The sequence below is a fragment of the Longispora urticae genome (genome assembly GCF_053902585.1).
This window is the reverse complement of sequence record NZ_JAQZSH010000035.1, coordinates 395024-419465: the sequence shown is the minus strand read 5'-3', so window position 1 is coordinate 419465 and position 24442 is coordinate 395024. Positions and strand designations below refer to the sequence as shown.

Below are 24442 nucleotides of genomic sequence, written 5' to 3'. Positions count from 1 at the left end.
GGAACTGCGCGGACGTGCGGTGTCACCGCCGAGCGGCCGGGAGAGGCGCGGTGGTGGTCATGTCCCTGGCGCACAGCGACAGTCGGCTCGGAGAGGTGCGGTTCCTGACCGTCGCCGAGGTGGCGCTCTTGATGCGGGTCTCCAAGATGACGGTCTACCGGCTGGTGCACTCGGGCGAGCTGGCGGCCGTCCGGGTCGGACGGTCGTTCCGGGTCCCCGAGCAGGCGGTCCACACGTACCTTAAAGGGGCGTTTTCGGACTCAACCTGAGCATCCCGCCGGGCCGATTAGCTCGCCGTTGATGCGACGGCTACCCTGAACAGGTTCACCTTCCGACTCTCGAGGGGTTGCCGTATGGGCTCCGTGGTCAAGAAGCGCCGCAAGCGCATGGCTAAGAAGAAGCACCGCAAGCTGCTGCGCAAGACCCGCGTCCAGCGTCGCCGTCTCGGCAAGTGATCTCGGCGCCGGTCATTTCCGGCGCTGATTCACTTGCCATCCCCTGGGGAGCCGCCCATGTCTGAGTCAGTGGCGGCCTCCGCTCGTCCGGAGAAGTCTCCGGGCAACGCGTCGGCCGGTCAGTCATTGGCGGCCTCCGTCCGCCCGTCCGGCGGCACGGTCCTCGTGACCGGGGCCGGACGGTACCTGGGAGCACACACCGCGGCCAAGCTCGCCGCGGATGCGACGGTTTTCGCGGTGGATGTGGTTCCGCCCACGCCCGACCTGGCAAAAGTCCTGGCCGGCGCGGGGGTGGACTTCTCCGTTGTCGACCCGACTCAGGGCCCGGCTTTGGCCCAACTGCTGGACCGGGCCCGGGTCGAGACTGTGGTGCACATGGCCGTGGCGGCCATGCCGTTCCGCGACGGCGGCCGGGACGCGATGAAGGAACTCAACGTCATCGGGACGTTGCAGCTCCTCGCCGCCTGCCAGCGGGCCGAGAGCCTGCGCAAGGTGGTCGTCCGCTCCTCCAGCGCCGCCTACGGGGCCTCCTCCCGCGACCCCGCGATCTTCACCGAGGACACCGAGCTCCGCGACATCCCGCGCGGCGGTTTCGTGAAGGACATCCTCGACATCGAGGGGTACGTGCGCGGCTTCCGCCGCCGCCGCCCCGACGCCGTGGCCACCGTGCTGCGGTTCTCCCCTTTCCTGGGCCCTACGGCTGACACCGCCCTGACCAGGTATTTCGACCAGGCTTTCGTGCCGACCGCCGCCGGGTTCGACCCGCGGGTGCAGTTCGTGCACGTGGACGACGCGCTGGAGGTGCTCCGGCGCTCCGTCGTCGAGGACCACCCGGGCGTGTACAACGTGGCGGGCCCCGGCGTGCTGCTGCTGTCCCAGGCCATCCGGCGCGCCGGCAAGACCCCGGTGCCGGTCCCCGGGCTCGCCATGGGCGCCGTGGGCCGGTTGTTCGACATCTCCATCGACCAGCTGGAGTTCCTGGTGCACGGCCGGGTGGTGGACGTGTCCCGGCTCGTCGCGGAGTTCGGCTTCTCGCCCCGCTCCACTCCTGACACCTTCAAGGAGTTCGTCAGTGTCGTTCGGTGACTTCATCCGCCGTCGGCTCGACGGGGACTACGACGTCGACGAGTTCGGCTTCGACCCGGACATGACCGAGAACGTGTTCTTCCCGCTGCTCCGCCCGCTGTACAAGAAGTGGTTCCGGGTCGAGATGATCGGCCTGGAGAACATCCCGGACAACGGCCGGGCGCTGGTCGTCGGCAACCACTCGGGCACGATCGCCGTGGACGCGATGATGCTGTCCCTGGGCATCCACGACGAGCACCCGGCGCACCGGATGCTCCGGCTGCTGGGCGCGGACTTCGTGTTCGACACCCCCGTGCTGGGGGAGTACGCGCGCAAGTCCGGCGCGACCCTGGCCTGCAACCCCGACGCCGAGCGGCTGCTGAACACCGACGAGCTGGTGGGCGTGTTCCCCGAGGGCTTCAAGGGCGTGGGCAAGCCGTTCCGCGAGCGGTACAAGTTGCAGCGGTTCGGCCGGGGCGGGTTCGTCTCGGCGGCCCTGCGCACCGGCGCGCCGATCATCCCGGTGTCCATCGTGGGTGCCGAGGAGATCTACCCGCTGATCGGGGACATCAAGCCCCTGGCCCGGCTGCTGAAGATCCCGTACTTCCCGGTGACCCCGACGTTCCCGTGGCTCGGGCCGCTCGGCGCGGTGCCGCTGCCCAGCAAGTGGCTGATCGAGATCGGTAAGCCCATCGAGACGGCGGACTACGCCGACGCGGTGGACGACCCGGCGGTCATCTTCAACCTGGGCGACCAGGTCCGCGAAACGATCCAGACGACCCTGGACGCGCTACTCCTCAAGCGCCCCGACCCCTTCGCGTAGGTGGGTGGGGCCCGCCCTCAGCGGGCCAAGAGGTCAGATCAAGAGCGTAGATCAAGATCCTTTGGGGGTTACGCCGCGTTTCCGGGCCGCGGACGGCGGCACTTCCGGGGCGAGGTCACAGCCGCCTCCGTCGCGCCGCCCGCACGGCCCACACGACGGCGAGCGTCCCGAGCACCCCCGCCACCACCACCGGCGCGGTCACCTTCGCGGCCTTGCGCACGGTCCGGAAGTCCCGCACCTCCCAGCCGGCCCGGTGCGCGGCCCGGCGCAGCTTCGGATCGGGGTTCACGGCCACGGCGTGCCCCACGCAGGACAGCATCGGCACGTCGTTGGCCGAGTCGCTGTACGCGGTGCAGTGGGTCAGGTCCAGCCCCTCCTTGGCGGCGAGCTGGGCGATGGCCACGGGCTTCGCGGGCCCGTGCAGGAGGTCGGTGACGAGCCTGCCGGTGTAGATGCCGTCCACGACCTCCGCCTCGGTGCCCAGGGCCCCGGTGAGGCCCAGGCGGCGGGCGATGATGTCACCCAGCTCGGCGGGCGCGGCGGTGACGAGCCAGACCCGCTGGCCGGCGTCGAGGTGCAGCTGGGCGAGCGCCCGGGTGCCGGACCAGATCCGGTGTGCCATCAGCTCGTCGAAGATCTCCTCGCAGAGGCCGACGAGCTCGGAGACGCTGCGGCCCGCGACGAACGACAGCGCGGACTTCTTGGCCTCCTCGATCTCGGCCGGGTCCTCGGAGCCGCCGATCCTGAACTTGACCTGGGCCCAGGCGAACTTGGCCAGGTCGCGGTGCGAGAAGAACTTGCGCGAGGCGAGGCCCCGGGCGAAGTAGTAGATAGACGCGCCACGCACCATGGTGTTGTCGACGTCGAAGAAGGCCGCAGCGGTGGGATCCTGCGGAACCGTCAGGGCGGCCTCCACCTCGGCGGAGGCCCAACCCGTATTCATCTCCACATGCTGAGGGTAGCCCCGTCAGCCGAAGATCCCGCCGAGGATCTTTCCGACCGTGTCGAGGAGTCCCCCGCCACCCTGGTTGTTGGGACCGGCGCTGGCCGACGGGGTCGGCGCCGTGCTGGTCCCGACGATGGGCAGCTTGTCCAGCGGGCTGCCGCCGCCCGTGCCGCCGCCACCGGGGACGGCGGTCGGCACCACAGTGGGCAGGACCGGGGTCTTCGTGCTCGGCACCTGGTTGCTGGAGCCGCGCCCGGTACTGGTCGGCGCCGGGGTGTTCTCGGTGGTCCGGCCGCCGGTCGCGCCGCACTTCTGCGGGATCGGGCCCAGGTCGTCGAGGACACTGCCGCTGCTGGACATGCAGTTCAGTACGCCGCGCAGGCTCGTCGAGCGGGTCGCCACGTCGTCGAGCAGGGTCAGCGAGGTGACCACGCGGCCCCGGTCGCCCGAGGTCCGGGTGAGCAGGTCCGCGACGCCCTTGCGCTGGGCGGCCACGAACGCGTCGACGGAGTCGAGTGCCGTGGCGTCCCGCCGGTCGACGGCCCCGCTGGTGAGGAGCCGGATGCCCTGGCGCGTCTCGTTGTCCATGTCGTTCAGGACGGAGCCGAGCGCGTCGGGGTCCCCGGCGATGGTGAGCGCCTCGTCCATCCGGGTCCGGGCGAACTGCAGGTAGAGCTGGCCCCTGCTGATGTCCGTACCGGCGAGGGCCAGTTGGGCCTTCTCGGTGGAGCGCTTCATGCCGTAGAGCGCGTCGCCCGGGTTGGCGTCGCCGCTGGCCATGCTCATGCTGGACACGGCGAGCGTGCCCGCCGCGAGCCCGGCGATGGCCGCGATCCGCACCCGACGGCCCCGCGACGCACGGGGCGCCACCTCCACCTGCTGGTCGACAGCGGTGACCCCGATGCCGTCCCGCTCGATGGTGGCCATCAGCATGGCGTGCAGGTCGCGCTTGAAGTCCGGGGCAGCGGCCGTGTCGACCGCGCGTCCGAGGCCGGTCAGGCGTTCGACGACCGGGAACATGCCGGACAGGTCCGGGTCGTACTCGGTCCGGACGTGGTGCCGAGGCCCACCGTCCTGTTCGTCCAGGAGTTGGGCGAACCGTTCAGTCTGGCGCCGCTTGAGCAGAAATGCGTTCACCGTGCGCACCCCCATTCATTCGTGTGCCGCACCCTGACAAACTCCAGAGGCCGGCCAGGGGTTACGGGCCTGGTCACGAACGTGATTCGCATCATCCGTCGAACTTCGCAAATCCCCATATTCATAGCGTGAAGCCATCGGGGAGCAGGCGGGCCAGGGCCCGGACGGCGCGGTACTGGAGGGCTTTGATCGCGCCCTCGTTCTTCCCCATCGTCTGTGCCGTCTCGGCGACCGAGAACCCCTGGAGGAAGCGGAGCACGATGCACTCCTGCTGTTCGGGGTTGAGCTGCTTGACCGCGGTCAGCAGGGTCACGTTGGTGAGCTTGTCGATGACGGCGGCTTCGGGGCTGCCCTCGGGGCCGCGTTCCTCCCGGTCGGCGTCGAGGACGTCAGCCGTGGCGACCTCGAGCCGGTACCGGCCGGACTTGAAGTGGTCGGCGACCAGGTTCCGCGCGATGGTGACCAGCCATGCGCCCAGGTCCCTGCCCTGCCAGGTGAAGCTGCTGATCCGCTTCAGGGCGCGCAGGAAGGTGTCCGAGGTCAGGTCCTCGGCCAGGGGGCGGTTGCCGACCCGGAAGTAGATGTAGCGGAACACCGTGTCCACGTAGCGCTCGTAGAGCATCCCGAACGCCCGGGCCTCGCCGGCCTGGGCGCGTTCGACGAGCGCCCAGACCTCCGCGGCGGCGTCCCCGGGGTCGGGGCGGGCGGGCGGCGGGGGCGTCGGCTCCGGCGTGCCGCCGGGGATCACCAGCTCCTCGGTGGCCGGTGCGGCCTCGCCCGGGCCGGCGTTGCGCCGGGGCCCGGTGAGCGTGCCGCCGCCGGCGACCGAACCGCGCGCGGTCGGGCCGGCGTTGGGCCGGGGGCGTCGCACCACTCCCTCGTCGCTGCGCAGGGCACCGGCGAGCATGATCCGGATGGACTCGAGTCCGTCGGTCAGGGTCTGCCGCACACCGAACACGTCGTCTGCGGGCAGCGGAAGTCCGGTCACCGGTCGCCCTCCCGGGGACAGTGGTGGACAGATGGTGCTTCGACGGGCACAGGGGCCTCCTCAGGCGAGGGGTGTCGGGAGCGAGCACGCGCTGGAATGGCCGACTCGGTGATGATACGACCGTAAATCTTCCACATGTCCGAACTCCGATACGCAGTGAAACAGTATGCTGCCGCAGCGGGTAGTCGTCGCACTTACTGTCCGTCATTTGTGGCACGACACGCCCGTACCGGAATCCGACACGCCGCACTAAATGTCTGGAATGCAAGTTTGGACCGGGTTGGTTTGGGTGAAAACGCACATAGTGGGCGATCGAACCAGGGCTGGCCAGCACGGGACCAGCCGTTTGTGCCAGACTCGGCCGCGTGCACTCCCTCGATGAGCCTGAGAACCTCGCCGACCTGATCCGCCGTGCGGCGGCCCGTGACCCCGAGCGCACAGCGCTCGTCGCCGGGGCCCGCACCGTGACCTGGGGCGAGTTGGACAGTCTGGTGGACGCGACGGCCCGGGGCCTGCTGGTCCGAGCCGTGGCTCCAGGCGACCGGGTCGCGGTCATGCTACCGAACACAGTGGAGTTCGTCGCTGCCTTGTACGGCATCTGGCGGGCCGGCCTGATCGCGGTGCCCATCAATCCCGCGTACACCGACCGGGAGCGTGACCACGTCCTCGACGACTCCGGCGCGAGCCTGGTGATCGGCCCCGGCGGCGTCGACTTCGACGACATTCCGACAGACGGCGGGCCGGTCTCCGACGCGGGCGGCGGCCTGGCCGCACTCCTCTACACCTCCGGCACGGCGGGGGCGCCCAAGGGCGCGATGCTGACCCACCGGGCGCTGATCGCGAACCACGACCAGTTGGCGCAGGTCTCGCCGCCGATCGTGCGCTCCGACGACGTGGTGCTGCTCGCCGTACCGCTGTTCCACGCGTACGGGCTCAACTCGGGGCTCGGGGCGGTGGCGTACCACGGGGCGACCGGGGTGCTGGTGGAGCGCTTCGACCCCGTCGACACCCTCGACCAGGTGCGCCGGCACGCCGTGACCACGATCCTCGGGGTCCCGCCGATGTACGTCGCCTGGTCCCTGCTGCCCGACCTGGCCCTGTCCCTGGAGAACCTGCGGATCTCCGTCAGCGGCGCCGCGCCGTTGGACGTGGACACCGCGCGCCGGTTCCAGGCCGCCAGCGGACACCCGATCTTCGAGGGGTACGGCCTGACCGAGACCGCCCCCGTCCTGACCAGCACCCTGGTCGGCGGCACCCCGAAGCCGGGTTCCGTCGGCCGCCCGGTGCCCGGGGTCGAGATCCTGCTGACCGACCTCGACGGCGACGAGGCCGAACCCGGCGACCCCGGCGAGATCATGGCCAGGGGCGACAACCTCTTCGAGGGGTACTGGCCGGACCGCCGCGAGGGCCCGGACGCCGAGGGCTGGTGGCGCACCGGCGACGTCGCGTACGCCGACCCGGACGGGGACCTGTTCCTCGTCGACCGCCTCGGCGAGTTGATCCTGGTCTCCGGCTTCAACGTCTACCCGCACGAGGTCGAGCTGGTCCTGTGTGGCCACCCCGACGTCGTGGAGGCGGCGGTGGTCGGCGTGCCGCACCCGTACACCGGGCAGACCGTGAAGGCCTATGTCGTGGTCCGCGGGCCGGTCGGGGTCGAGGAGCTGATCGCGCACTGCGAACGCGGCCTGGCCCGGTTCAAGTGCCCGACGGCGATCGAGTTCGTGTCCGAGCTGCCGCACTCGGTCACCGGCAAGGTCCGCAAGCGGGAACTCGGGAACGAGGAGTGGCGGCGCGGCGTGGCCCCGGTCGTGGAGGACGCCGGGCCGGGCGTCCCGGTGGCCGAGGGGGAGCGGTGACCACCCGGATCACGCTGCTCACCCGCGAGGGTTGCGGCATGTGCCAGCCGGCCCGCGAGGCGCTCGACCGGATCGGGGAGCCGTGGGTGGAGGTCGACGTGGCCAGCGACCTCGCCCTGGAGCGCGAGTACGGCGACCGGCTGCCCGTGGTCCTGCTCGACGGCAGGGAACATGGCTACTGGCGGGTGGAAGAGGACCGATTGCGCCGAGATCTCGGTCACTGACGAGCCGTAAATCTTTCGTCAATGTCATACCCCGGCCTTAGCCTGCCGATGTGGGAAGACACCTGATCTGGGACTGGAACGGCACGCTCCTCGACGACATCACCCTCGTCGTGGCGGCATGCAACGAGGCTTTCGCCAGCGTTGGCGGCCCCGTGGTCGACGTCGATGAACACCGCCGCGGTTTCCGCCGCCCCATCGTGGAGTACTACGCCGAGGCCCTCGGCCGCCCCGTCGACGCCGAGGAGTTCGCCCGGCTCGACAAGATCTTCCATGACGCCTACCGGGTCGCCCTGCCCGACTGCGAGCTCCGCGAGGGCGTGGTCGAGGCGCTCACCGGCTGGGGCCCGCGCCAGTCGCTGCTGTCCATGTGGTTCCACGACGAGCTGGGCCCCTGCGTCGACGGGTACGGGCTGACGGAGTTCTTCCAGCGGATCGACGGCCTGCGCTCCGAGGTCGGCGGCGAGAGCAAGACCGACTCGCTGGCCGCGCACCTGGGCGAGCTGGGCCTGACCGGCGCCGACGCCGTGCTGATCGGCGACTCGATCGACGACGCGCTGGCCGCGACCAACGTCGGGGCGCACGTCGTCCTGGTGGGCGGCGGCTTCACGGACTCCGAGCGGCTCCGGGCGCACGGGGTGCCGTTCGCGGAGACGGTCACCGAGGCCGTGGCGCTCGCGGGTCGGATCTAGCGGCCCCGGGTCGCCGGGGGCCGATGCGCGACGGGTCGGCCCCCCACTCGTAACCCTCTGAAGATCTTGGTTCTTATCGCAGGTAGGCCAGCACCGCGAGCACCCGGCGGTGCTGGTCGGAGTCCTGCGGCAGGTCGAGCTTCGTGAAGATGTTGCGCACGTGCTTCTCCACCGCGCCCTCGGTCACGACCAGCTTGCGGGCCACGGCGGTGTTCGAGTAGCCCTCGGCCATGAGTTCGAGGACCTCCCGTTCGCGCGGGGTCAGGGTCGCGAGGGGATCGTTGCGCCTGCGCCGGACCATGAGCTGTGACACCACCTCGGGATCGAGGACCGTGCCGCCGCCGGCCACCCGGCGCAGCCCGTCGAGGAACTCGTCGAGGTCCACGACCCGGTCCTTGAGCAGGTAGCCGATCGCCCCGCGCGCGTCGGCGAGCAGGTCGTCGGCGTAGGACACCTCCACGTACTGGCTGAGCAGCAGCACCGGCGTGCCCGGCACCAGCCGGCGGGCCTCCACCGCCGCCCGCAGCCCCTCGTCGGTGTGCGAGGGCGGCATCCGGACGTCCACGATGGAGACGTCCGGCCGGTGCTCGACCACGGCCGCGACCAGCGAGGGACCGTCCCCGACGGCGGCCACCACCTCGCAGCCGGCCTCGGCCAGCAACCGGACGAGGCCCTCCCGGAGGAGGACCGCGTCATCGGCCACGACGATCCGCAAACTCGGCTCAGTCAAAAGGCACCTCTGCTACTAGGACCGTCGGCCCCCCGGGCGGGCTGTCCACGGCGAGCTCGCCGTCGACCGCCCGGAGCCGGTCGGCGAGCCCGGCCAGACCGTGACCCTTGGCCACGTGCGCGCCGCCCGAGCCGTTGTCGGTGATGATCAGGTACAGCCGGTCATCCTTCCGGGTCAGCTCCAGCGTGCCGAGGGTGGCCCCCGAATGCTTGGCGACATTGGTCAGCGACTCGGCCGCCGTGAAGTACAGGGCGTTCTCCAGGGCGTCGGGCAGCCGGTCGGCGACCTTGATGTCCAGTTCCATCGGGACCATGGACCGGCTGGCCAGGGCCGTGAGCGCGGCCACGAGCCCCCGGTCGGCGAGGACCGGCGGGGCGATCCCCCGGGACAGGGCGCGCAGCTCGTCGAGGGTCTCGCGGGTCTGGCCGATCGCCTCGGTCAGGGTGGCGCTGACCGCCGTCGGGTCCTTCTCCAGCTGGCGCTGGGCCCGGGACAGCTCCATGGCGAGCCGGATCAGGCGCTGCTGCGGGCCGTCGTGGATGTCGCGCTCCAGCTTGCGCAGGGCGGTGGCCTCGGCGGACACGGCCGCGGCCCGGCTCTCGGTCAGGTCGGAGATCCGGCCCTGGAGCCCGGCGAGCCTGGTCAGCAGGGTCTGGGACACCCCGGCCTGGAGGGTGGCGAGCCCGCGCTGCACGAACGGCGTGATCAGGAAGAACAGGACGCCGATGATGGAGTACACCAGGATCCGGTTGCCGGGGGTGTCCGCGCCGATCGTGTACTTGACCACCGGGTCGAAGTCCTCGTCGCCGTCCGGCAGGAACCGGCCCCAGAACCAGTAGGTGACCCCGCCCGCGGCGGCGGCCCAGAACGACACCGTGACGCAGAACGTGGTGATCGCGATCGGGAAGTTGATGATGCCGTGCAGCAGGTCGAGCCAGCTCTGCCCGCTGCGGAGCGGGGTGGTCATCCGCTTGAACCAGCCGTGCTCCGGCTGGGCGCGGGTGTAGTGCGGCCGGGGTACCGGGTGGCCGAGGACCTGGCCGAGCCGGACCCGCTCCAGGTCGGCGAACGTCCGGGCCGACAGGAGGGCCACCGCCAGCACCGGGATCCCGACGAACGCCACGAGCGTGGAGACGCCGACGACGAAGAGTGTGAGGAGAACGACGAAGCTGAAGACGGCGATCGGAAAACCGGTCAGCAGGTACGTCGCGTCCCTGCCGATGTGGCGGCGGATGTTCATGCCGCTAACGCTAGGCACCCGGGACCCGGGTTCCCATCCGGGCGGCCGGCCTCTTAGGGGTGGGGTTATCCCCCCGTACCTGTGGGACGCGCCACGCCGAACGGCACTTATTTGTCCGTATACATCAGGCTTTCAGTGATAATTACGGCACAGTGCCCACCCGCCTTGCAGCGCGAGCCCGAGAATGGAGGGCCTAGTGCCGCGGGGGCATACCTCGAGCTCACGACGTGGGTGGGTGGGTGCTGGCCCGGCTTTGGGAGCTCCGAGGATATACACCGAGAGTGTGGCCTCCGGCACATCCCGTAACCCGTTGTCAAGATCGCGATTTGTGCACTCGTTCACAAGCGCATACGCTGTCTGCGCGAGGAGCCCCGATAGCACAGATCAACATCGTGCTGGGTGCGGGGGTCCGAAGTCCCCGTCGTCACGGAGTCAGATGAGCCAGCAGCGCACCGGCAACCCGGGTAACACACCCGGCACACCGGACTTCCCGGATATCCCGGAGGCGACCGTCGCGCGCCTACCGGAATATCTCCGGGCCCTGCACAGCCTCGCCGAAGCCGGCCATGACACCGCCTCCAGCGAGTCGCTGGCGGCGGCTGCCGGGGTCAACTCGGCGAAGCTCCGCAAGGACCTCTCCCACCTGGGTTCCAACGGCACCCGGGGCGTCGGGTACAACGTCGAACGCCTGATCGGCCAGATCGAGCACGTGCTCGGGCTGACCACGCTGCGGGCCGTCGCGCTCGTCGGCGTCGGTAACCTCGGCCACGCCCTCGCGGGCTACTCGGGCTTCACCACCCGCGGCTTCCACATCGCCGCCCTCTTCGACGCGGACGCCAGCCGGGTCGGCGAGAAGATCAACAACCTGGTGGTCCGGCACATCGACGAGCTCGCCGCCGTCGTGGACACCTGCCAGATCGCGATCGGCGTCATCGCCACCCCCGCGCACGCCGCTCAGGGGGTCGCGGACGTGCTGGTCAACTCCGGGGTCACCAGCATCCTCAACTTCGCACCCTGCGTCCTGTCCGTGCCCGAAGGCGTGGATGTCCGCAAGGTCGATCTGGCAGTAGAGTTGCAGATCCTCTCGTTCCACGAGCACCGTAAGGCAGCACTGACCGGGGCGGTGACCCTGTGAACCCGTTAGTCGTCGGGGTGTCCTACCGGACGGCCCCCGTCAGCCTGCTCGAGCGGGTGGCCGTGTCCGCCGACGCCGTGCCCGGGGTCCTCCGCGACCTGCTGGCCCAGAAGTCCGTCGGCGAGGCCGTGATCCTGTCGACCTGCAACCGGGTCGAGATCTACGCCGGGGTCTCCGCCTTCCACGCCGGCCTGCTCGAACTCTCCACGGTCCTCGCCGCGCACGCCGGCGTCGGCATCGAGGAACTCGTCGAACACCTCTACGTCCGGTACGACGACGAGGCCGTCCGGCACGCCTACCGCCTGGCCGCCGGTCTCGACTCCATGGTCGTCGGCGAGGCCCAGATCCTCGGCCAGCTCCGCGAGTCCTACCGGGTCGCCACCAGCGAGGACTCCGCCGGCCGGGTGCTGCACGAGCTGCTCCAGTCCGCCCTGCGGGTCGGCAAGCGGGTGCACGCCGAGACCGGCATCGACCGGGCCGGCCAGAGCGTCGTCACCGCAGCCCTCGAGCTGGGCGCCGCCGAGTCCGGCCTCGAACCCGCCAACGCGAACGTGCTGGTCATCGGCGCGGGAGCCATGGGCGCGCTGGCCTGCGCCACCCTGCAGCGCGCCGGGGTCGCCCAGCTCGTCGTCGCCAACCGCACCCTGGACAAGGCCCAGCGGCTCGCCGACTCCTACGGCGGCACCGCCATCGACTTCTCCGGCCTGCCCGCAGCCCTGCGCGCCGCCGACATCGTGCTGTGCGCCACCGCCTCGTCCGGACACGTGCTGTCCGCGACCGGCGAGGCCGGCGCCGCGTGGAACCTGACCGAGCCCCTCGGCGCGAAGCTCATCCTCGACCTGGCCGTGCCCCGCGACGTGGACCCGGCGCTCGGCGAACTGGCCGACGTCATCCTCCTCGACATCGAGCGGCTCGGCTCGGCCCTGGCCGGCCACACCAGTAGTACGGACGTGGCGGCCGCCGAGCTGATCGTCGACGACGAGGTGTCCGGCTACACGGCCTGGCTGCGCGGGGCCCAGGTCGCCCCGACCGTCGCCGCGCTCCGGGCCCGGGCCGACGACGTGGTGGCCACCGAGCTGCGCCGCCTCGACCAGCGCCGGCCCGAACTGACCGACGAGGTGCGCTCGGAGATCGCCCGGACGGTGCACCGCGTCGTCCAGCAGCTCCTGCACCAGCCCACCGTCCGGGTGCGTCAACTGGCGGCGGAGCCGGGCGGGGCGCAGTACGCGGCCCTGGTCCGCGAGCTCTTCGCCCTCGACGTCACCTCGGACAGCGTGCAAGAAGCCCTTGGGAGTACAGAGTGAACGAGCCTCAGGCCGCCCGCACCGAGGTGGACGCGTGAGCCTTCGCCTAGGGACCCGGGGCAGCGCGCTCGCCCTGGCCCAGTCCGGTCTGGTCGCCGCCGCCGTCGAGAAGGCCACCGGCCGCAAGGTCGAGCTGGTCGAGATCGTCACGCCCGGAGACCGGTCCTCCGCGCCCGTCGCCCAGCTCGGGGTCGGCGTGTTCGTCTCCGCGCTGCGGGACGCGCTGCTCGCCAAGGACATCGACTTCGCGGTCCACTCGTACAAGGACCTGCCGACCGCGCCCGCCGAGGGCCTGGTCATCGCCGCGATCCCGCCCCGCGAGGACCCGCGCGACGCCCTGGTGGCCCGCGACAACCTGACGCTGACCGAGCTGCCCTCCGGCGCCCGGATCGGCACCGGGGCCGTGCGGCGGATCGCGCAGATCAACGCCCTGCGGCTCGGCTTCGAGCTGGTCCCCATCCGGGGCAACGTCGACACCCGGATCGGGAAGGTCACGTCCGGCGAGCTCGACGCGGTCATCCTGGCCCGCGCCGGCATCGTCCGCCTCGGCCGCGCCGCCGAGATCACCGAGAGCCTCGACCCGATGCTGCTCCTGCCGGCCCCCGCACAGGGCGCGCTGGCAGTCGAGTGCCGGAGCGCGGACCTCGACCTGGTCGCGACCCTCGCGGCCCTCGATCACCCGTCCAGCCGGGCGGCCATCACGGCCGAACGGGCCCTGCTCGCGGCCCTGGAGGCCGGTTGCAGCGCCCCGGTCGCCGCCATGGCCGAGGTCACGGACGACGAAGAGATTTACCTGCGCGGTGGGGTGTACAGCCCGGATGGCACAGACGCCATCCGACTGTCGGCCACCGGGACGCTCACCGACGCCGAAGGGGTGGGAAGGCGGCTCGCCGCTGACCTGCTCGCCGACGGCGCCAACAATGTACTGGGGAGTGCAGCATGACCCGCACCCGTAAGTCCGTCGGCCGCATCACGTTCGTCGGGGCCGGCCCCGGCGACCCAGGTCTGCTCACCAGGCGCGCCTGGGACGCACTGACCGAGGCCGACCACATCGTGTACGACAGGGGCGTCCCCGAGGCGCTGCTGTCCGTGCTGCGCTCCGCCGTGGTTCCCGAGACCGAGGACGTGCACGGCCCCGAGTTCTCCCCGGCGGAGGGCGTCCCCGGCGACGTCGCCAAGGTGCTGCTGTCGGCGGCCCGCTCCGGGCTGCGCGCGGTGCACCTGGTGACCGGTGACCCGTTCGGCCACGACTCGGTGGTCAAGGAGGTCCAGGCCGTGGCCCGGACCGCCGTGCCGTTCGAGGTCGTCCCGGGTGTCGGCCAGGCGTCCGGCGTCGCGACGTACGCGGGCGTGCCGCTCGGTACGGCGCGGACGACCGTGGACGTGGACGACGTGGCCACCCTCGACTTCGAGGCGCTCGCCGCGGCCGTGGCCCGTGGTGGGCTGGCCGTCGCGGTCGACGCCGGTGACCTGGGCCAGATCCGGGACGGCCTGCTGGCCGCCGGGGTCGAGGGCTCCTCGCCGATCGCGGTGACCGGGGACGGCACGGGCGAGACGCAGTACACGACCGGTTCGGTGGTGGACAGCTTCGTCGAGGCCGCGCTGGGCTTCTCGGGCCGGGTCGTGCTGACCCTGGGCCACGGGGTCAAGGAGCGCGACAAGCTCGGCTGGTGGGAGAACCGCCCGCTGTACGGCTGGAAGGTCCTGGTGCCCCGCACCAAGGAGCAGGCCGGCGTGATGAGCGCCAAGCTGCGCGCGTACGGCGCGATCCCGTGCGAGGTGCCGACGATCGCCGTCGAGCCGCCGCGCACCCCCGCCCAGATGGAGCGGGCGATCAAGGGCCTGGTCGACGGCCGGTACGCGTGGGTGGTCTTCACCTCCGTGAACGCCGTCCGCGCGGTCTGGGAGAAGTTCGCCGAGCACGGCCTGGACGCCCGGCACTTCGGCGGCGTCAAGATCGCCTGTATCGGCGAGGCCACCGCCGACGCGGTGCGCGCGTTCGGCATCCAGCCGGAGCTGGTCCCGGTCGGCGAGCAGTCCTCGGACGGCCTGCTGACCGAGTTCGCGCCGTTCGACGAGGTGCTCGACCCGGTGGGCCGGGTGCTGCTGCCCCGCGCGGACATCGCGACCGAGACCCTCGCGGCCGGCCTGACCGAACGCGGCTGGGAGGTGGACGACGTCACGGCCTACCGGACCGTGCGGGCCGCCCCGCCGCCGGCCGACATCCGCGACGCCATCAAGTCCGGTGGCTTCGACGCGGTGCTCTTCACCTCGTCCTCGACAGTGCGCAATCTGGTGGGTATCGCCGGCAAGCCGCACGCTCGTACCGTGGTGGCTGTGATCGGACCGAAGACCTCGGACACCGCGACGGAGTTCGGACTGCGCGTCGACGTGCAGCCCGACCACGCCGCTGTGCCCGACCTGGTCGAGGCCCTGGCCCAGTACGCGGTCGAACTGCGCGACAAGCTCGCCGCCATGCCGGCCAAGCAGCGTCGCGGCTCCAAGGTGCAGGGCCCGACGGCTCTGCGGTTCCGCTAGACCCCTCTCCCAGGAGGACCGGATGTCGTTCCCGAATATCCGCCCGAGAAGGCTCCGGACCAGCCCGGCCATGCGCCGGCTGGTCTCGGAGACCCGGCTCAGCCCGGCGGAGTTCGTGCTGCCGCTGTTCGTGAAGGAGGGGCTCACCGAGCCCCGCCCGATCGCCTCGATGCCGGGGGTCGTGCAGCACTCCCGGGACTCCCTGCGCAAGGCCGCCGTCGAGGCGGTCCGCGCGGGGGTCGGCGGGCTGATGCTGTTCGGGGTGCCGGAGAACCGGGACCCCGAGGGCTCGGGCGGGATCGACCCGTCCGGCATCCTGAACGTGGCGATCCGCGACGTCATCCACGAGGTCGGCGACTCGACCGTGGTCATGAGCGACCTGTGCCTGGACGAGTTCACCTCGCACGGGCACTGCGGGGTCCTCGACGCGTCGGGTGAGGTCGACAACGACAGGACCCTCGACCGGTACGCCGAGATGGCGCTCGCCCAGGCCGCCGCCGGGGTGCACGTCCTCGGCCCGTCGGGGATGATGGACGGCCAGGTCGGGGCGGTCCGCACCGCCCTGGACGCCGCCGGCTACTCCGACCGCACGATCCTGGCGTACTCGGCCAAGTACGCCTCGGCGTTCTTCGGCCCGTTCCGCGAGGCCGTGGAGTCCGAGCTCGACGGCGACCGCCGCACGTACCAGCAGGACCCGGGCAACCTCCGCGAGGCGCTCCGCGAGGTGGAGCTCGACATCGCCGAGGGCGCGGACATGGTCATGGTCAAGCCGGCGCTGGCGTACCTCGACGTGATCTCCGCCGTGGCCGAGCGGGTGACGGTGCCGGTCGCCGCGTACCAGGTCTCCGGCGAGTACGCGATGGTGGAGGCCGCCGCCGCGAACGGGTGGATCGACCGGGAGCGGGCGATCCTGGAGACCCTGACGGCGATCCGTCGGGCCGGCGCCCAGATCACCCTGACGTACTGGGCGACCGAAGCGGCCCGCCTGCTCCGCGACCGGTACTGATCTACGCCACGTTGAGCTGGATGTTTCCGATTCTCGCGACGATGTCGAGCTGGCCGCCGAGGCCCAGTACGTAGGCGCGCAGGGTCTCCAGACTGGTCGCGGTGCCATTTTCGATCTGGCTGATCCTGGCCTGTGACAATCCTGTCGCCTCGGCGAGCTGGGTCTGGGTGATGCCGAGTTCCTTGCGGATCTCGGCCAGCCGGGCACCGCTCACGGAGGCCAGCATCTCCTGACGCATGTCGGCCCGACGCCCGACGCGCTCCTCGGTGTCCCAGGTCGGGTCGATGGCGCGGGCCTTGGCCTTGACGTCTCGCCAGTTCGATGGGCTGGTGGTCATGACCTGTCCTCCTTCAACCTCGTGAGATGTTCCTGGAACCGTGAGTCTGCCAGAGGAACGGCCTCCTGGTACCAGGACTGCCAGTGGCCGGACTTGTCGCCCGCCACCAGGAACACCGCCTCCCGGGCCGGGTCGAACGCGAAGATCAACCGGATCTCGGTCGTGCCGGACGAGCCTGGGCGCAGCTCCTTCATGTGGTGGAACATGCTGCCTTTGAGGCGGTCGACGAGGGGGCGGCCCAGCGCGGGGCCGTGTTCTGCCAGAACATCGATCGCTTCGGCGACCCGGTCCGCACTCACCGGGTCGTGCTCGCACAGGTCGAGGAACCAGGCTTCGACTTCGTGGTGCAGGGAGACCTCCCACATACAGTCAATATAAGCACAACTTATATTGACTGACTACCTTCCAGGTCAGGGCGATGTGCCACGTGAGTGGAGTGGCTGCCGGGCGCTGTGCTCCATGGGGTCGTGCAAGGCGCATGCCGGCCAACCCCCGGGGGCCTCGCCACCGTCGAGCTGATGCGCGGGGGTTCAGAAACGTGGCGTAACCGGCTAATGGTCCTGGTTGTTGGGTTTGACCCTGATCGGGACCGTGGGGGCCTCCGCGGCCGAGGACTGGGCCGCGTACACCCCGCCGGAGGACAGGTCCGGGTGCTCCACGGCCAGGGCCACCGCGACCGCCTCGGTGAGCGGCAGGGCACTGCCCTCCGCGTAGAGCGCGTCGAAGCGGCGGTCGCCGAGGAGGGCCCGGGTGCGGCCGAGCTGCTCGGCCCAGTAGACCGCGTAGGAGCCGGCCGAGCAGCGCAGCCGGCTGCGTTCGGCCTCCGAGGCGCCGAACAGCAGGGCCGCCGTCTCCGGGAGTCCGCCGAGGTGGCAGCGCACCCCGATCGCGTTGAGAGTCTCCACGGCGCGGGCCCCGAAGCCGTAGGCCATCCGGGACCGGAGCGCGACCTGGAGGTGTTCGTGCGCGGCCACCAGGTCGCCGCGCTCCAGGGCCACGAGCCCGAGCAGCATGTCCACGGTGCGCCGGCCGCGTTCGGCGGGCCGGGCGGCTTCGAGGGGGCGGGCGGAGGCCAGCAGGTTGGCGGACTCGTCGAGTTCGCCGCGCCGCCAGAGGAGCTGGGCCAGGTAGAACACGGCGAACAGCGCGTCGGCCTCGACGTCCAGCTCGGCGGCCAGCCGGAGGGTCTCCCAGCAGCTGCGTTCGGCCTCGGCGGTCAGTCCGATGTCGACGAGGGGGGCGCCCCTGCCGGCCAGGACCCGGACGAGCAGGCCCGGGTCGCCGGCCTGGCGGGCGGCGGCCTCGGCGCGCTGGGAGAACCGCAGGGCCTCGGCGAACTCGCCGTCGACCCCGGCGTGCGCGGCGTGCATGTGGTACGCCATGGCCAGTTCCTTGCTGGGTACCGGGGCGTCGGTGGACGTCATCCGCTCGTACAGCCGGTACAGCCAGACCCGGCCCTCCCGGGCCAGCCCGCGCTCCCGCCACCACTGGTCGAGCGCCCCGGCCAGCCGCAGGCCCTCGCGGACGTCGCCGCCCGTGGTGCTCCACCGCAGGGCGGCGCGCAGCTCGACGGCGAGCGGGTCGAGGGTGTGCATGGACAGGGTGACCGGGCGGCCCTCGGCGTCGCGGCCGGCGCGTTCGGCGGCGTGCCGGCACCAGGCGACGTGCCGGTCGCGGGCGGCCTCCTCCTCGCCGGCGCGGACGAGTTTGCGCTGGCCGTACGCGCGGATCGGGTCGAGCATCCGGTACGTGGTGCCCACGGCGGTCGGCTCGGCCTGGACGAGGGACTTGTCGACGAGGACGGCGAGCGGGTCGAGCGGGTCGGCCCCGAGCAGCCACTCGATGGCGTCCAGCTCGACGGGCCCGGCGAACACCGACAGGTACCGCAGCAGCTTGGCGGCCCTGGGCCCGAGCGTCTTGTACGACCACGACACGGTCGCGCTCAGCGTCTCGTGCCGGTTGGGCGAGTCGCCCGGCCCGGACAGCAGCAGGTCCTCGATCCGCTCGGCGAGCTGGCCGGCGGCGAGCAGCCGGAGCCGGGCGGCGGCGAGTTCGAGGGCGAGGGGCAGGCCGTCGAGCCGGCGGGCGACCCGGTCGAAGTGCGGCATCTCGGCGGGGTCGGCCTTGCGCCCGCCCCGGGCGGCGGCGGCCCGGTCGAGCAGTAACGCTACGGCGTCGGACGGGCCGCCGTCGGTGGGGGACGTGACCGACAGTGACGGGATCCGCCAGACGGCCTCGCCGGGCAGCCCGATCGGCTCCCGGCTGGTGGCGAGCACGGTCAGGCCGGGGCAGCCGGCGAGCATCCGGGTGATCAGCGGCGCCAGCGAGGACAGCTGGTGGTCGCAGGTGTCGAGGACCAGCAGGCAGGTCCGCCGGGCGGCGTGCTCGACGAGGGTGTCCGGCATCGGCCGGCCGGGCTCGGGGCGCAGCCCGAACGCGCCGGCCACCCCGACCGCGATCAGGGCCGGGTCGGTGACGGAGGCGAGGTCGGCGAACCAGACCCCGTCCGGGTAGGAGTCGACGAGTTCGGTGGCGACCGCGACGGCGAGCCGGCTCTTGCCCGCCCCGCCCGCGCCCACCACGGTGACCAGCCGCTGTTCACTGATCAGCTGGCGGAGTTTCACCTGTTCGTCGACCCGGCCGATGAAGCTGGTCGGAGCCGCGGGCAGGTTGTGCGGCGTGGCGTCCATGGTCCTCGGCCGGGGGAAGCGGATCTCGAGGCCGGGGGCGACGAGCTGGAAGAGGCGTTCGCGGTCGTCGAAGTCGCGCAGCCGGTGCAGGCCGAGGTCCATGAGGGACAGTCCCTCGGGCAGCTCCTCGACCCGGCGGGCGGTGGACTGCGAGCACAGCACCTGGCCACCGTGCGCGGCGGCGGCGACCCGGGCGGCGCGGTGCACCTCGTACGTGGCGTACTCGCCGGCGTGCGGGACCGCGTACCCGGTGTGGAGTCCCATTCGGACCCGGGGCCGGGCGGCCGGCGTGGGCCAGGTGTGGCTGGCGAGGGCCCGCTGGGCGGTGACGCAGGCGATCAGCGCGGCGGTGGCATCGGCGAACGCGACGAAGAAGGAGTCACCCTCAGTGAGTAGTTCGGCGCCGTCGCAGTCACCGAAAGTGAGGCGCATCAGGTTTCGGTGGTCATTGAGGACAGGCCGGTACCCGTCACCGAGTAGCTGGGCGAGCCGAGTCGAGCCCTCGATATCGGTGAAGAGGAACGTCACCTGTCCGCTCGGCAGGTGGAAACGTGCCGCCAAGCCCTTGACCTCCGCCCATGCGAGTGGACTCATGGTGCCGCATCCCCGCCGGGTAAACGTATCGGGAGAACGGTTGGTCGATGTGTCGATCACCGTGTGCCCGCGGGGGGAGCGGTCGGATTCCGTCGCGTGTGATTGCGCTATGACGCCTGGGGCAACGAGGTTACGCCGCCCTGGTTGCGGGTGGAAGACGAATCTTGATCTTTTTCCCGTGAATGGGCGATACTCGGGTTCGTGTTGCGCCGACTGCCTTATTCCATCGCCCATGCAGCGTGCTGGGCTGCGATGAAAGTGTACGGCTGGGCTGGCGCCCCCCGGCTGAGGTTGGCCGCGACCAGCCTCTTCGGGACCCTGGTGTTGATCTCCGTGCTGATAGTGGGAAATTTTCTTTTGCCCGCGGGTAAACCCGCCGTGGCCGACGGATTGCCGGATCCCGAACCGACCGGCGCGGAATGGCCTTCCGCGAGTCCGAATCCGACGACCCTCCCGGACCCGAATCCGTCGACGGCCAGCCTCGCGGCCTGGGCCACCCGGCTGTCCCCGAAACTCGACATTCCGGCCGTGGCGATCCAGGCCTACGGCAACGCGGAGCTCAAGCTCGCCCAGACCCGGCCGAGCTGCCACCTGGCGTGGACGACGCTCGCCGGCCTCGGCGGGATCGAGTCCAACCACGGCCGGACCGGTGGCACCACCCTCAATCCGGACGGCAACACCTCGAAGCCGATCTGGGGCATCCCCTTGGACGGCACCAACAACACGCAGGTCATCAAGGACACGGACCAGGGCCAACAGGACCTCGACCGGGTGTACGACCGGGCGATGGGTCCGATGCAGTTCATCCCGACCACCTGGAAGACCTGGGGCGCCGACGGCAACGGCGACGGCGACGTGAACCCGCACAACATCTTCGACGCGGCCCTCGCGGCGGGGAACTACCTCTGCTCCGGCACCCGGGACCTGTCGAACCCGGCGGACTGGCAGAACGCGGTGCTGTCCTACAACGCGGTGCAGATCTATCTGCGCGACGTCTTCGCCAAAGCTGACGCATACGGCAAGCTCAGCTACTAGTTGTAGTCATGTGGACACAAGCCGTACAGAATTTCTCCGTTTGAGGTCTCGCGTTCACCGCCAAGGTCGGGTAAGCAAAGAGAGTGCACGTACGCGAATGGAATCCAGCCACGGCCCCAGGCAGTGACCTGGAGGCCTGGCGTCTGCTGTACAACGAGATGCTGGCCGCCGACATGCCCGGCGAACCCCACTGGCGGGCCGACAACCTCCGCGCCTACATGGCCGTGACCATGCCCGACGAGAACCGGGCCGACTGGTTCGCCGAGCACGACGGCGCGGTCGTCGGGGTCGCCGACCTCCTGCTGCTCGACGACCTCGGCGTGGTCGAGGTGTACGTCAGCCCCGACCACCGGCGCAAGGGTGTGGCGCGCACCCTGCTGGCCCACGCCGTCCGCCGCGCCCACGAGTCGGGCCGGACCGTCCTCGGGGCGGAGGTGGCCGCAGGGACCCCCGCGACGGCCTTCTACAAGGCGTACGGCTTCCAGCTCACCTGTGTGGAGCAACGCAACCTGCTCGACCTGGCCACCGTGGACTGGGACCGGCTCCGCGAGCACGCGGCCCGCACCGGCTCGGGCTACCGGATCGAGTACTTCCCCGGCGGGCCGCCCACCGACCTGCTGACCGCGTACGCGACCGCCAAGCAGGTCGTCCAGGGGGACTGGGAGCTGCACCCGAGCTCGTACTCGCCGGACCGGCTCGCGCACAGCCTCGCGACCCTGCACGCCCGGGGGCTCACCCCGCACGTCGTGTGCGCCGTGCACAACCGGACCGGGGCGGTCGCGGGGCTCACCGAGGTGGTCGCCTCGGCGCTGCACCCGGAGCGGGCGGACCAGTACGACACGGTGGTGGTGCCCGCGCACCGCGGCTACGGGCTGGGGCTCGCGATGAAGGCCCGGATGCTCCTGGAGCTGCGGGACGCCGTGCCGGACCTGCGCGACGTGCAGACCTGGCAGTCGGTGGAGAACGAGCCGATGGCCCGGGTGAACGCCGAGCTGGGGTTCCTGCCGGACCGGGAGTGGCACGAGTACGAGGCGAGCGTGCCGGCGCTGGCGGCCCAGCTGGGAGTATGAAAAGGGTGAACTTCGACACTCTGTAGAGGGTGAAGTCGATCTCCGTAGAGGCTCTGCCAGAATTACGAGATTGTGAAGCAGTATCCGGCCGACGCACCGGCCTCCCAGGAGCTCTTCGACCGCGCCCAGGCCATCGTGCCGGGCGGGGTCAACTCCCCCGTGCGCGCGTTCAAGTCGGTCGGCGGCACCCCCCGGTTCATGGTTCGGGGCGACGGTTGCCGGATGTGGGACGCGGACGACCGCGCCTACGTCGACCTCGTCTGCTCGTGGGGCCCGCTGCTGCTGGGCCACGCGCACCCCGAGGTCGTGGCCGCGATCTCCGACGCCGCGACGCGGGGTACCAGCTTCGGCACCCCGACGCCGGGGGAGGTGACGCTGGCGGAGGAGCTGGTGTCGCGTACCCCGATGGAGCAGGTCCGGTTGGTCAGTTCGGGCACCGAGGCGACCATGTCGGCGCTGAGGCTCGCGCGCGGGTTCACCGGCCGCTCGAAGATCATCAAGTTCGCCGGGTGCTACCACGGCCACTCGGACGGCCTGCTCGCCGCCGCCGGCTCCGGGGTGGCCACGTTCGCGCTGCCGGACTCGCCGGGCGTGCCCGCGACGATGGCCGGCGAGACGATCGTGCTGCCGTACAACGACGTCGAGGCGGTGCGCGCGGCGTTCGCGGCGCACCCCGGCGAGATCGCGGCGATCATCACCGAGGCGGCGCCCGGCAACATGGGCGTGGTCGCGCCCCGGGACGGCTTCAACTTCCAGATCGCGGCGATCGCGCACGCCGACGGCGCCCTGCTGATCTCCGACGAGGTGATGACCGGGTTCCGGGTGTCCCGGGGCGGCTGGGAGGGCCTGGAAGCCACCGGCGCGGATCTCTACACCTACGGCAAGGTCATGGGCGGTGGCCTGCCCGCCGCCGCGTTCGGTGGCCGCGCCGACGTGATGGCCATGCTGGCCCCGTCCGGCCCGGTCTACCAGGCCGGCACCCTGTCCGGTAACCCGCTGGCCTGCGCGGCCGGCCTCGCGACCCTGCGCCTGGCGACCGACGAGGTGTACGCCACCCTCGACCGCAACTCCGCGTTCATCCAGGCCGAGGCGACCGCCGCCCTGGCCAAGGAGGGCGTGCCGCACCGGGTCTCCACGGCCGGCAACATGTTCTCGATCTTCTTCACCGACGCCGACGTGTACGACTACGAGTCGGCCAAGGTCCAGAACATCGCCGCCTTCCGGGCCTTCTTCCATGCGATGCTGTCGCGCGGCGTCTACCTGCCGCCGAGCGCGTTCGAATCGTGGTTCGTGTCCGCCGCCCTCGACGAAGAGGCGATGGAGACCATCGTCGCCGCGCTGCCGTACGCCGCGAGAGAGGCGGGTGCCGCATGAGTGGTACCGAGACGATCGTGCACGTGCTCCGGCACGGCGAGGTGCACAATCCGGACAAGATCCTCTACGGTCGGCTGCCGGGCTACCGGCTCTCCGACCTTGGTATCCGGATGGCCGAGGCCGCCGCCGAGTGGCTCGCCCCGCGCGATGTCACCCACGTGGTGTCCAGCCCGCTGGAGCGCGCGGTGCAGACCGCCGAGCCGATCGCCGGCAAGTTCGGGATCGAGATCGCCAAGGACGACCGGCTGCTGGAGAGCACGAACTACTTCGAGGGCAAGCGGGTCAGCGTCGGCGACGGCGCGCTGCGGTCGCCGCGCAACTGGCACGTGCTGTGGAACCCGTTCCGGCCGTCCTGGGGTGAGCCGTACCTGGAGATCGCGGAGCGGATGTACGCCGCCCTGCTCGACGCGCGGGCCGCCGCCGAGGGCCACGAGGCCGTCTGCGTGTCCCACCAGCTGCCGATCTGGACGCTGCGCCGCTACGCCCAGCACGAGAAGCTCTGGCACGACCCCCGCAAGCGCGAGTGCGGTCTGGCCAGCCTGACGAGCTTCCGGTTCGCGGGTACGTCGCTGATCGGCGTCAAGTACGCCGAGCCGGCCGCGCACCTCGTCGCGCTGTCCCCGACAGCGAGGAAGGCCAAGGGGGCCTGAGATGAGGCGTGCCGTCTGGGCGCTGGTGGCCGTGCTGGCACTGGCCGGTTGCCAGGGCGGCAAGGACTCACAGAGCGTGACCAATCAGCAGCGGTACGTCGCGGGCGACGGTACCTCCCAGGTGTTCGAGGCCGGGCAGCGCAAGAAGGCGCCGACGGTCTCGGGCACCCTGCTGGACGGCGCGAAGTTCGCCCTGCCCACCGGCCGGGTCACCGTGATCAACTTCTGGGCGTCCTGGTGCGCGCCGTGCCGCACCGAGGCCGACGACCTGGAGCAGGTGTACCAGGCCAGCAAGGACAAGGGCGTCGACTTCCTGGGTATCGACTTCCGGGACGGCCAGGACGCGGCGCGCAGCTTCGCCGAGGGCCGGATGACGTACCCGAGCCTGTTCGACCCGGCCGGCAAGGTCGCGCTGAGCTTCCGGGACGTGCCGCCGAACACCATCCCGGCGACGATCATCCTGGACAAGCAGGGCCGGGTCGCCGCCGTGATCCGCAAACCGGTCGGGCGCGACGAGCTCCAGAAGCTCGTCGACCCGATCGCGGCGGAGCAGTAG

At 71.2% G+C, this 24442-nt stretch carries 24 protein-coding genes and 1 pseudogene; 17 read left to right on the top strand and 8 right to left on the bottom strand.

Going from position 1 to position 24442, the window contains the following annotated elements:
* Positions 1–59 precede the first annotated feature (59 nt).
* From PT931_RS24585 to PT931_RS24570, 4 genes are all read left to right on the top strand, one after another.
* Complete coding sequence (locus PT931_RS24585) at positions 60–269, top strand: helix-turn-helix domain-containing protein (RefSeq protein ID WP_363729722.1); 210 nt, start codon at positions 60–62, stop codon at positions 267–269.
* A gap of 84 nt (positions 270–353) precedes the next feature.
* Entirely contained in the window at positions 354–455 is a 102-nt protein-coding gene (locus PT931_RS24580; RefSeq protein ID WP_007465623.1) for a 30S ribosomal protein bS22, read from the top strand.
* Between the two features lie 57 nt (positions 456–512).
* Positions 513–1541 (top strand): NAD-dependent epimerase/dehydratase family protein, encoded by a 1029-nt coding sequence (locus PT931_RS24575; RefSeq protein ID WP_456248043.1) that lies wholly within the window; start codon positions 513–515, stop codon positions 1539–1541.
* A complete protein-coding gene (locus tag PT931_RS24570; RefSeq protein WP_456248208.1) occupies positions 1504–2343 on the top strand; it encodes a lysophospholipid acyltransferase family protein in 840 nt (279 codons plus the stop codon). The genes PT931_RS24575 and PT931_RS24570 overlap by 38 nt, the downstream gene beginning before the upstream one ends.
* Before the next feature lie 115 nt (positions 2344–2458).
* Here the strand turns inward: PT931_RS24570 and PT931_RS24565 are convergent, their stop codons facing one another.
* The 3 genes and pseudogenes from PT931_RS24565 to PT931_RS24555 all read right to left on the bottom strand — a co-directional run bounded on the left by PT931_RS24565 (position 2459) and on the right by PT931_RS24555 (position 5363).
* The gene (locus PT931_RS24565; protein WP_363729719.1) at positions 2459–3286 is read right to left on the bottom strand and encodes an HAD family hydrolase; all 828 of its coding nucleotides are present in this window, start codon (positions 3284–3286) and stop codon (positions 2459–2461) included.
* 297 nt (positions 3287–3583) lie between these two features.
* Positions 3584–4441, bottom strand: a pseudogene (locus PT931_RS24560) (DUF5667 domain-containing protein); the annotation flags it as partial.
* 106 nt (positions 4442–4547) lie between these two features.
* Complete coding sequence (locus PT931_RS24555) at positions 4548–5363, bottom strand: ECF subfamily RNA polymerase sigma factor, BldN family (protein ID WP_456248207.1); 816 nt, start codon at positions 5361–5363, stop codon at positions 4548–4550.
* A 416-nt stretch (positions 5364–5779) separates the two neighbouring features.
* On the opposite strand from PT931_RS24555, the gene PT931_RS24550 reads away from it, so the two are divergent.
* From PT931_RS24550 to PT931_RS24540, 3 genes are read left to right on the top strand one after another with little or no spacing between them, the layout of a single operon-like run.
* Positions 5780–7270, top strand: a complete 1491-nt coding sequence (locus PT931_RS24550) for an AMP-binding protein (protein ID WP_456248042.1) — start codon at positions 5780–5782, stop codon at positions 7268–7270.
* Positions 7267–7494, top strand: a complete 228-nt coding sequence (locus PT931_RS24545) for a glutaredoxin family protein (protein WP_456248041.1) — start codon at positions 7267–7269, stop codon at positions 7492–7494. The genes PT931_RS24550 and PT931_RS24545 overlap by 4 nt, the downstream gene beginning before the upstream one ends.
* A 50-nt stretch (positions 7495–7544) precedes the next feature.
* The gene (locus PT931_RS24540; RefSeq protein WP_456248040.1) at positions 7545–8183 is read left to right on the top strand and encodes an HAD family hydrolase; all 639 of its coding nucleotides are present in this window, start codon (positions 7545–7547) and stop codon (positions 8181–8183) included.
* A gap of 73 nt (positions 8184–8256) precedes the next feature.
* Here the strand turns inward: PT931_RS24540 and PT931_RS24535 are convergent, their stop codons facing one another.
* Together PT931_RS24535 and PT931_RS24530 are read right to left on the bottom strand one after the other, a co-directional pair.
* Positions 8257–8898, bottom strand: coding sequence for a response regulator (locus PT931_RS24535; protein WP_456248206.1), 642 nt, complete (start codon positions 8896–8898; stop codon positions 8257–8259).
* 7 nt (positions 8899–8905) lie between these two features.
* A complete protein-coding gene (locus tag PT931_RS24530) occupies positions 8906–10153 on the bottom strand; it encodes a sensor histidine kinase (RefSeq protein ID WP_456248039.1) in 1248 nt (415 codons plus the stop codon).
* A gap of 436 nt (positions 10154–10589) precedes the next feature.
* On the opposite strand from PT931_RS24530, the gene PT931_RS24525 reads away from it, so the two are divergent.
* From PT931_RS24525 to hemB, 5 genes are read left to right on the top strand one after another with little or no spacing between them, the layout of a single operon-like run.
* Positions 10590–11288, top strand: a complete 699-nt coding sequence (locus tag PT931_RS24525; protein WP_363729703.1) for a redox-sensing transcriptional repressor Rex — start codon at positions 10590–10592, stop codon at positions 11286–11288.
* On the top strand, positions 11285–12592 hold the full coding sequence (locus PT931_RS24520) for a glutamyl-tRNA reductase (protein ID WP_456248038.1): 1308 nt from the start codon (positions 11285–11287) through the stop codon (positions 12590–12592). The genes PT931_RS24525 and PT931_RS24520 overlap by 4 nt, the downstream gene beginning before the upstream one ends.
* 34 nt (positions 12593–12626) lie before the next feature.
* Positions 12627–13535: a hydroxymethylbilane synthase gene (gene hemC, locus PT931_RS24515; protein WP_363729697.1), complete on the top strand. Its 909-nt coding sequence runs from the start codon at positions 12627–12629 to the stop codon at positions 13533–13535.
* Positions 13532–15130 (top strand): uroporphyrinogen-III synthase, encoded by a 1599-nt coding sequence (locus tag PT931_RS24510; RefSeq protein WP_456248037.1) that lies wholly within the window; start codon positions 13532–13534, stop codon positions 15128–15130. Before hemC ends, PT931_RS24510 begins: the two co-directional genes overlap by 4 nt.
* Before the next feature lie 22 nt (positions 15131–15152).
* Complete coding sequence (gene hemB / locus PT931_RS24505) at positions 15153–16136, top strand: porphobilinogen synthase (RefSeq protein ID WP_456248036.1); 984 nt, start codon at positions 15153–15155, stop codon at positions 16134–16136.
* Between the two features lies 1 nt (position 16137).
* Here hemB and PT931_RS24500 read toward each other — a convergent pair whose 3' ends face one another.
* The 3 genes from PT931_RS24500 to PT931_RS24490 form a co-directional block, all read right to left on the bottom strand.
* A complete protein-coding gene (locus PT931_RS24500; protein WP_363729691.1) occupies positions 16138–16473 on the bottom strand; it encodes a helix-turn-helix domain-containing protein in 336 nt (111 codons plus the stop codon).
* Positions 16470–16838, bottom strand: a complete 369-nt coding sequence (locus PT931_RS24495; protein ID WP_363729688.1) for a type II toxin-antitoxin system RelE/ParE family toxin — start codon at positions 16836–16838, stop codon at positions 16470–16472. Before PT931_RS24495 ends, PT931_RS24500 begins: the two co-directional genes overlap by 4 nt.
* Positions 16839–17024: 186 nt before the next feature.
* Positions 17025–19724: an ATP-binding protein gene (locus PT931_RS24490; RefSeq protein WP_456248205.1), complete on the bottom strand. Its 2700-nt coding sequence runs from the start codon at positions 19722–19724 to the stop codon at positions 17025–17027.
* A 411-nt stretch (positions 19725–20135) separates the two neighbouring features.
* Between PT931_RS24490 and PT931_RS24485 the strand changes: the two genes are divergently transcribed.
* From PT931_RS24485 to PT931_RS24465, 5 genes are all read left to right on the top strand, one after another.
* Positions 20136–20792: a lytic transglycosylase domain-containing protein gene (locus PT931_RS24485; RefSeq protein WP_456248035.1), complete on the top strand. Its 657-nt coding sequence runs from the start codon at positions 20136–20138 to the stop codon at positions 20790–20792.
* A gap of 83 nt (positions 20793–20875) precedes the next feature.
* Positions 20876–21862 (top strand): N-acetyltransferase family protein, encoded by a 987-nt coding sequence (locus tag PT931_RS24480; RefSeq protein WP_456248034.1) that lies wholly within the window; start codon positions 20876–20878, stop codon positions 21860–21862.
* 72 nt (positions 21863–21934) lie between these two features.
* Positions 21935–23236, top strand: a complete 1302-nt coding sequence (gene hemL / locus PT931_RS24475) for a glutamate-1-semialdehyde 2,1-aminomutase (protein ID WP_456248033.1) — start codon at positions 21935–21937, stop codon at positions 23234–23236.
* Positions 23233–23886, top strand: a complete 654-nt coding sequence (locus PT931_RS24470) for a histidine phosphatase family protein (protein ID WP_456248032.1) — start codon at positions 23233–23235, stop codon at positions 23884–23886. The genes hemL and PT931_RS24470 overlap by 4 nt, the downstream gene beginning before the upstream one ends.
* 1 nt (position 23887) lies before the next feature.
* Entirely contained in the window at positions 23888–24442 is a 555-nt protein-coding gene (locus PT931_RS24465; RefSeq protein ID WP_456248031.1) for a TlpA family protein disulfide reductase, read from the top strand.

What these genes read in the sequence shown, in the direction of transcription:
- PT931_RS24565 (WP_363729719.1), bottom strand. Translation starts at nt 3,286, where the DNA reads ATGAATACGGGTTGGGCCTCCGCCGAGGTGGAGGCCGCCCTGACGGTT.
- PT931_RS24525 (WP_363729703.1), top strand. Translation starts at nt 10,590, where the DNA reads ATGAGCCAGCAGCGCACCGGCAACCCGGGTAACACACCCGGCACACCG.
- PT931_RS24585 (WP_363729722.1), top strand. Translation starts at nt 60, where the DNA reads ATGTCCCTGGCGCACAGCGACAGTCGGCTCGGAGAGGTGCGGTTCCTG.
- PT931_RS24495 (WP_363729688.1), bottom strand. Translation starts at nt 16,838, where the DNA reads ATGTGGGAGGTCTCCCTGCACCACGAAGTCGAAGCCTGGTTCCTCGAC.
- PT931_RS24470 (WP_456248032.1), top strand. Translation starts at nt 23,233, where the DNA reads ATGAGTGGTACCGAGACGATCGTGCACGTGCTCCGGCACGGCGAGGTG.
- PT931_RS24465 (WP_456248031.1), top strand. Translation starts at nt 23,888, where the DNA reads ATGAGGCGTGCCGTCTGGGCGCTGGTGGCCGTGCTGGCACTGGCCGGT.
- hemB (WP_456248036.1), top strand. Translation starts at nt 15,153, where the DNA reads ATGTCGTTCCCGAATATCCGCCCGAGAAGGCTCCGGACCAGCCCGGCC.
- PT931_RS24580 (WP_007465623.1), top strand. Translation starts at nt 354, where the DNA reads ATGGGCTCCGTGGTCAAGAAGCGCCGCAAGCGCATGGCTAAGAAGAAG.
- PT931_RS24510 (WP_456248037.1), top strand. Translation starts at nt 13,532, where the DNA reads ATGACCCGCACCCGTAAGTCCGTCGGCCGCATCACGTTCGTCGGGGCC.
- PT931_RS24530 (WP_456248039.1), bottom strand. Translation starts at nt 10,153, where the DNA reads ATGAACATCCGCCGCCACATCGGCAGGGACGCGACGTACCTGCTGACC.
- PT931_RS24500 (WP_363729691.1), bottom strand. Translation starts at nt 16,473, where the DNA reads ATGACCACCAGCCCATCGAACTGGCGAGACGTCAAGGCCAAGGCCCGC.
- PT931_RS24575 (WP_456248043.1), top strand. Translation starts at nt 513, where the DNA reads ATGTCTGAGTCAGTGGCGGCCTCCGCTCGTCCGGAGAAGTCTCCGGGC.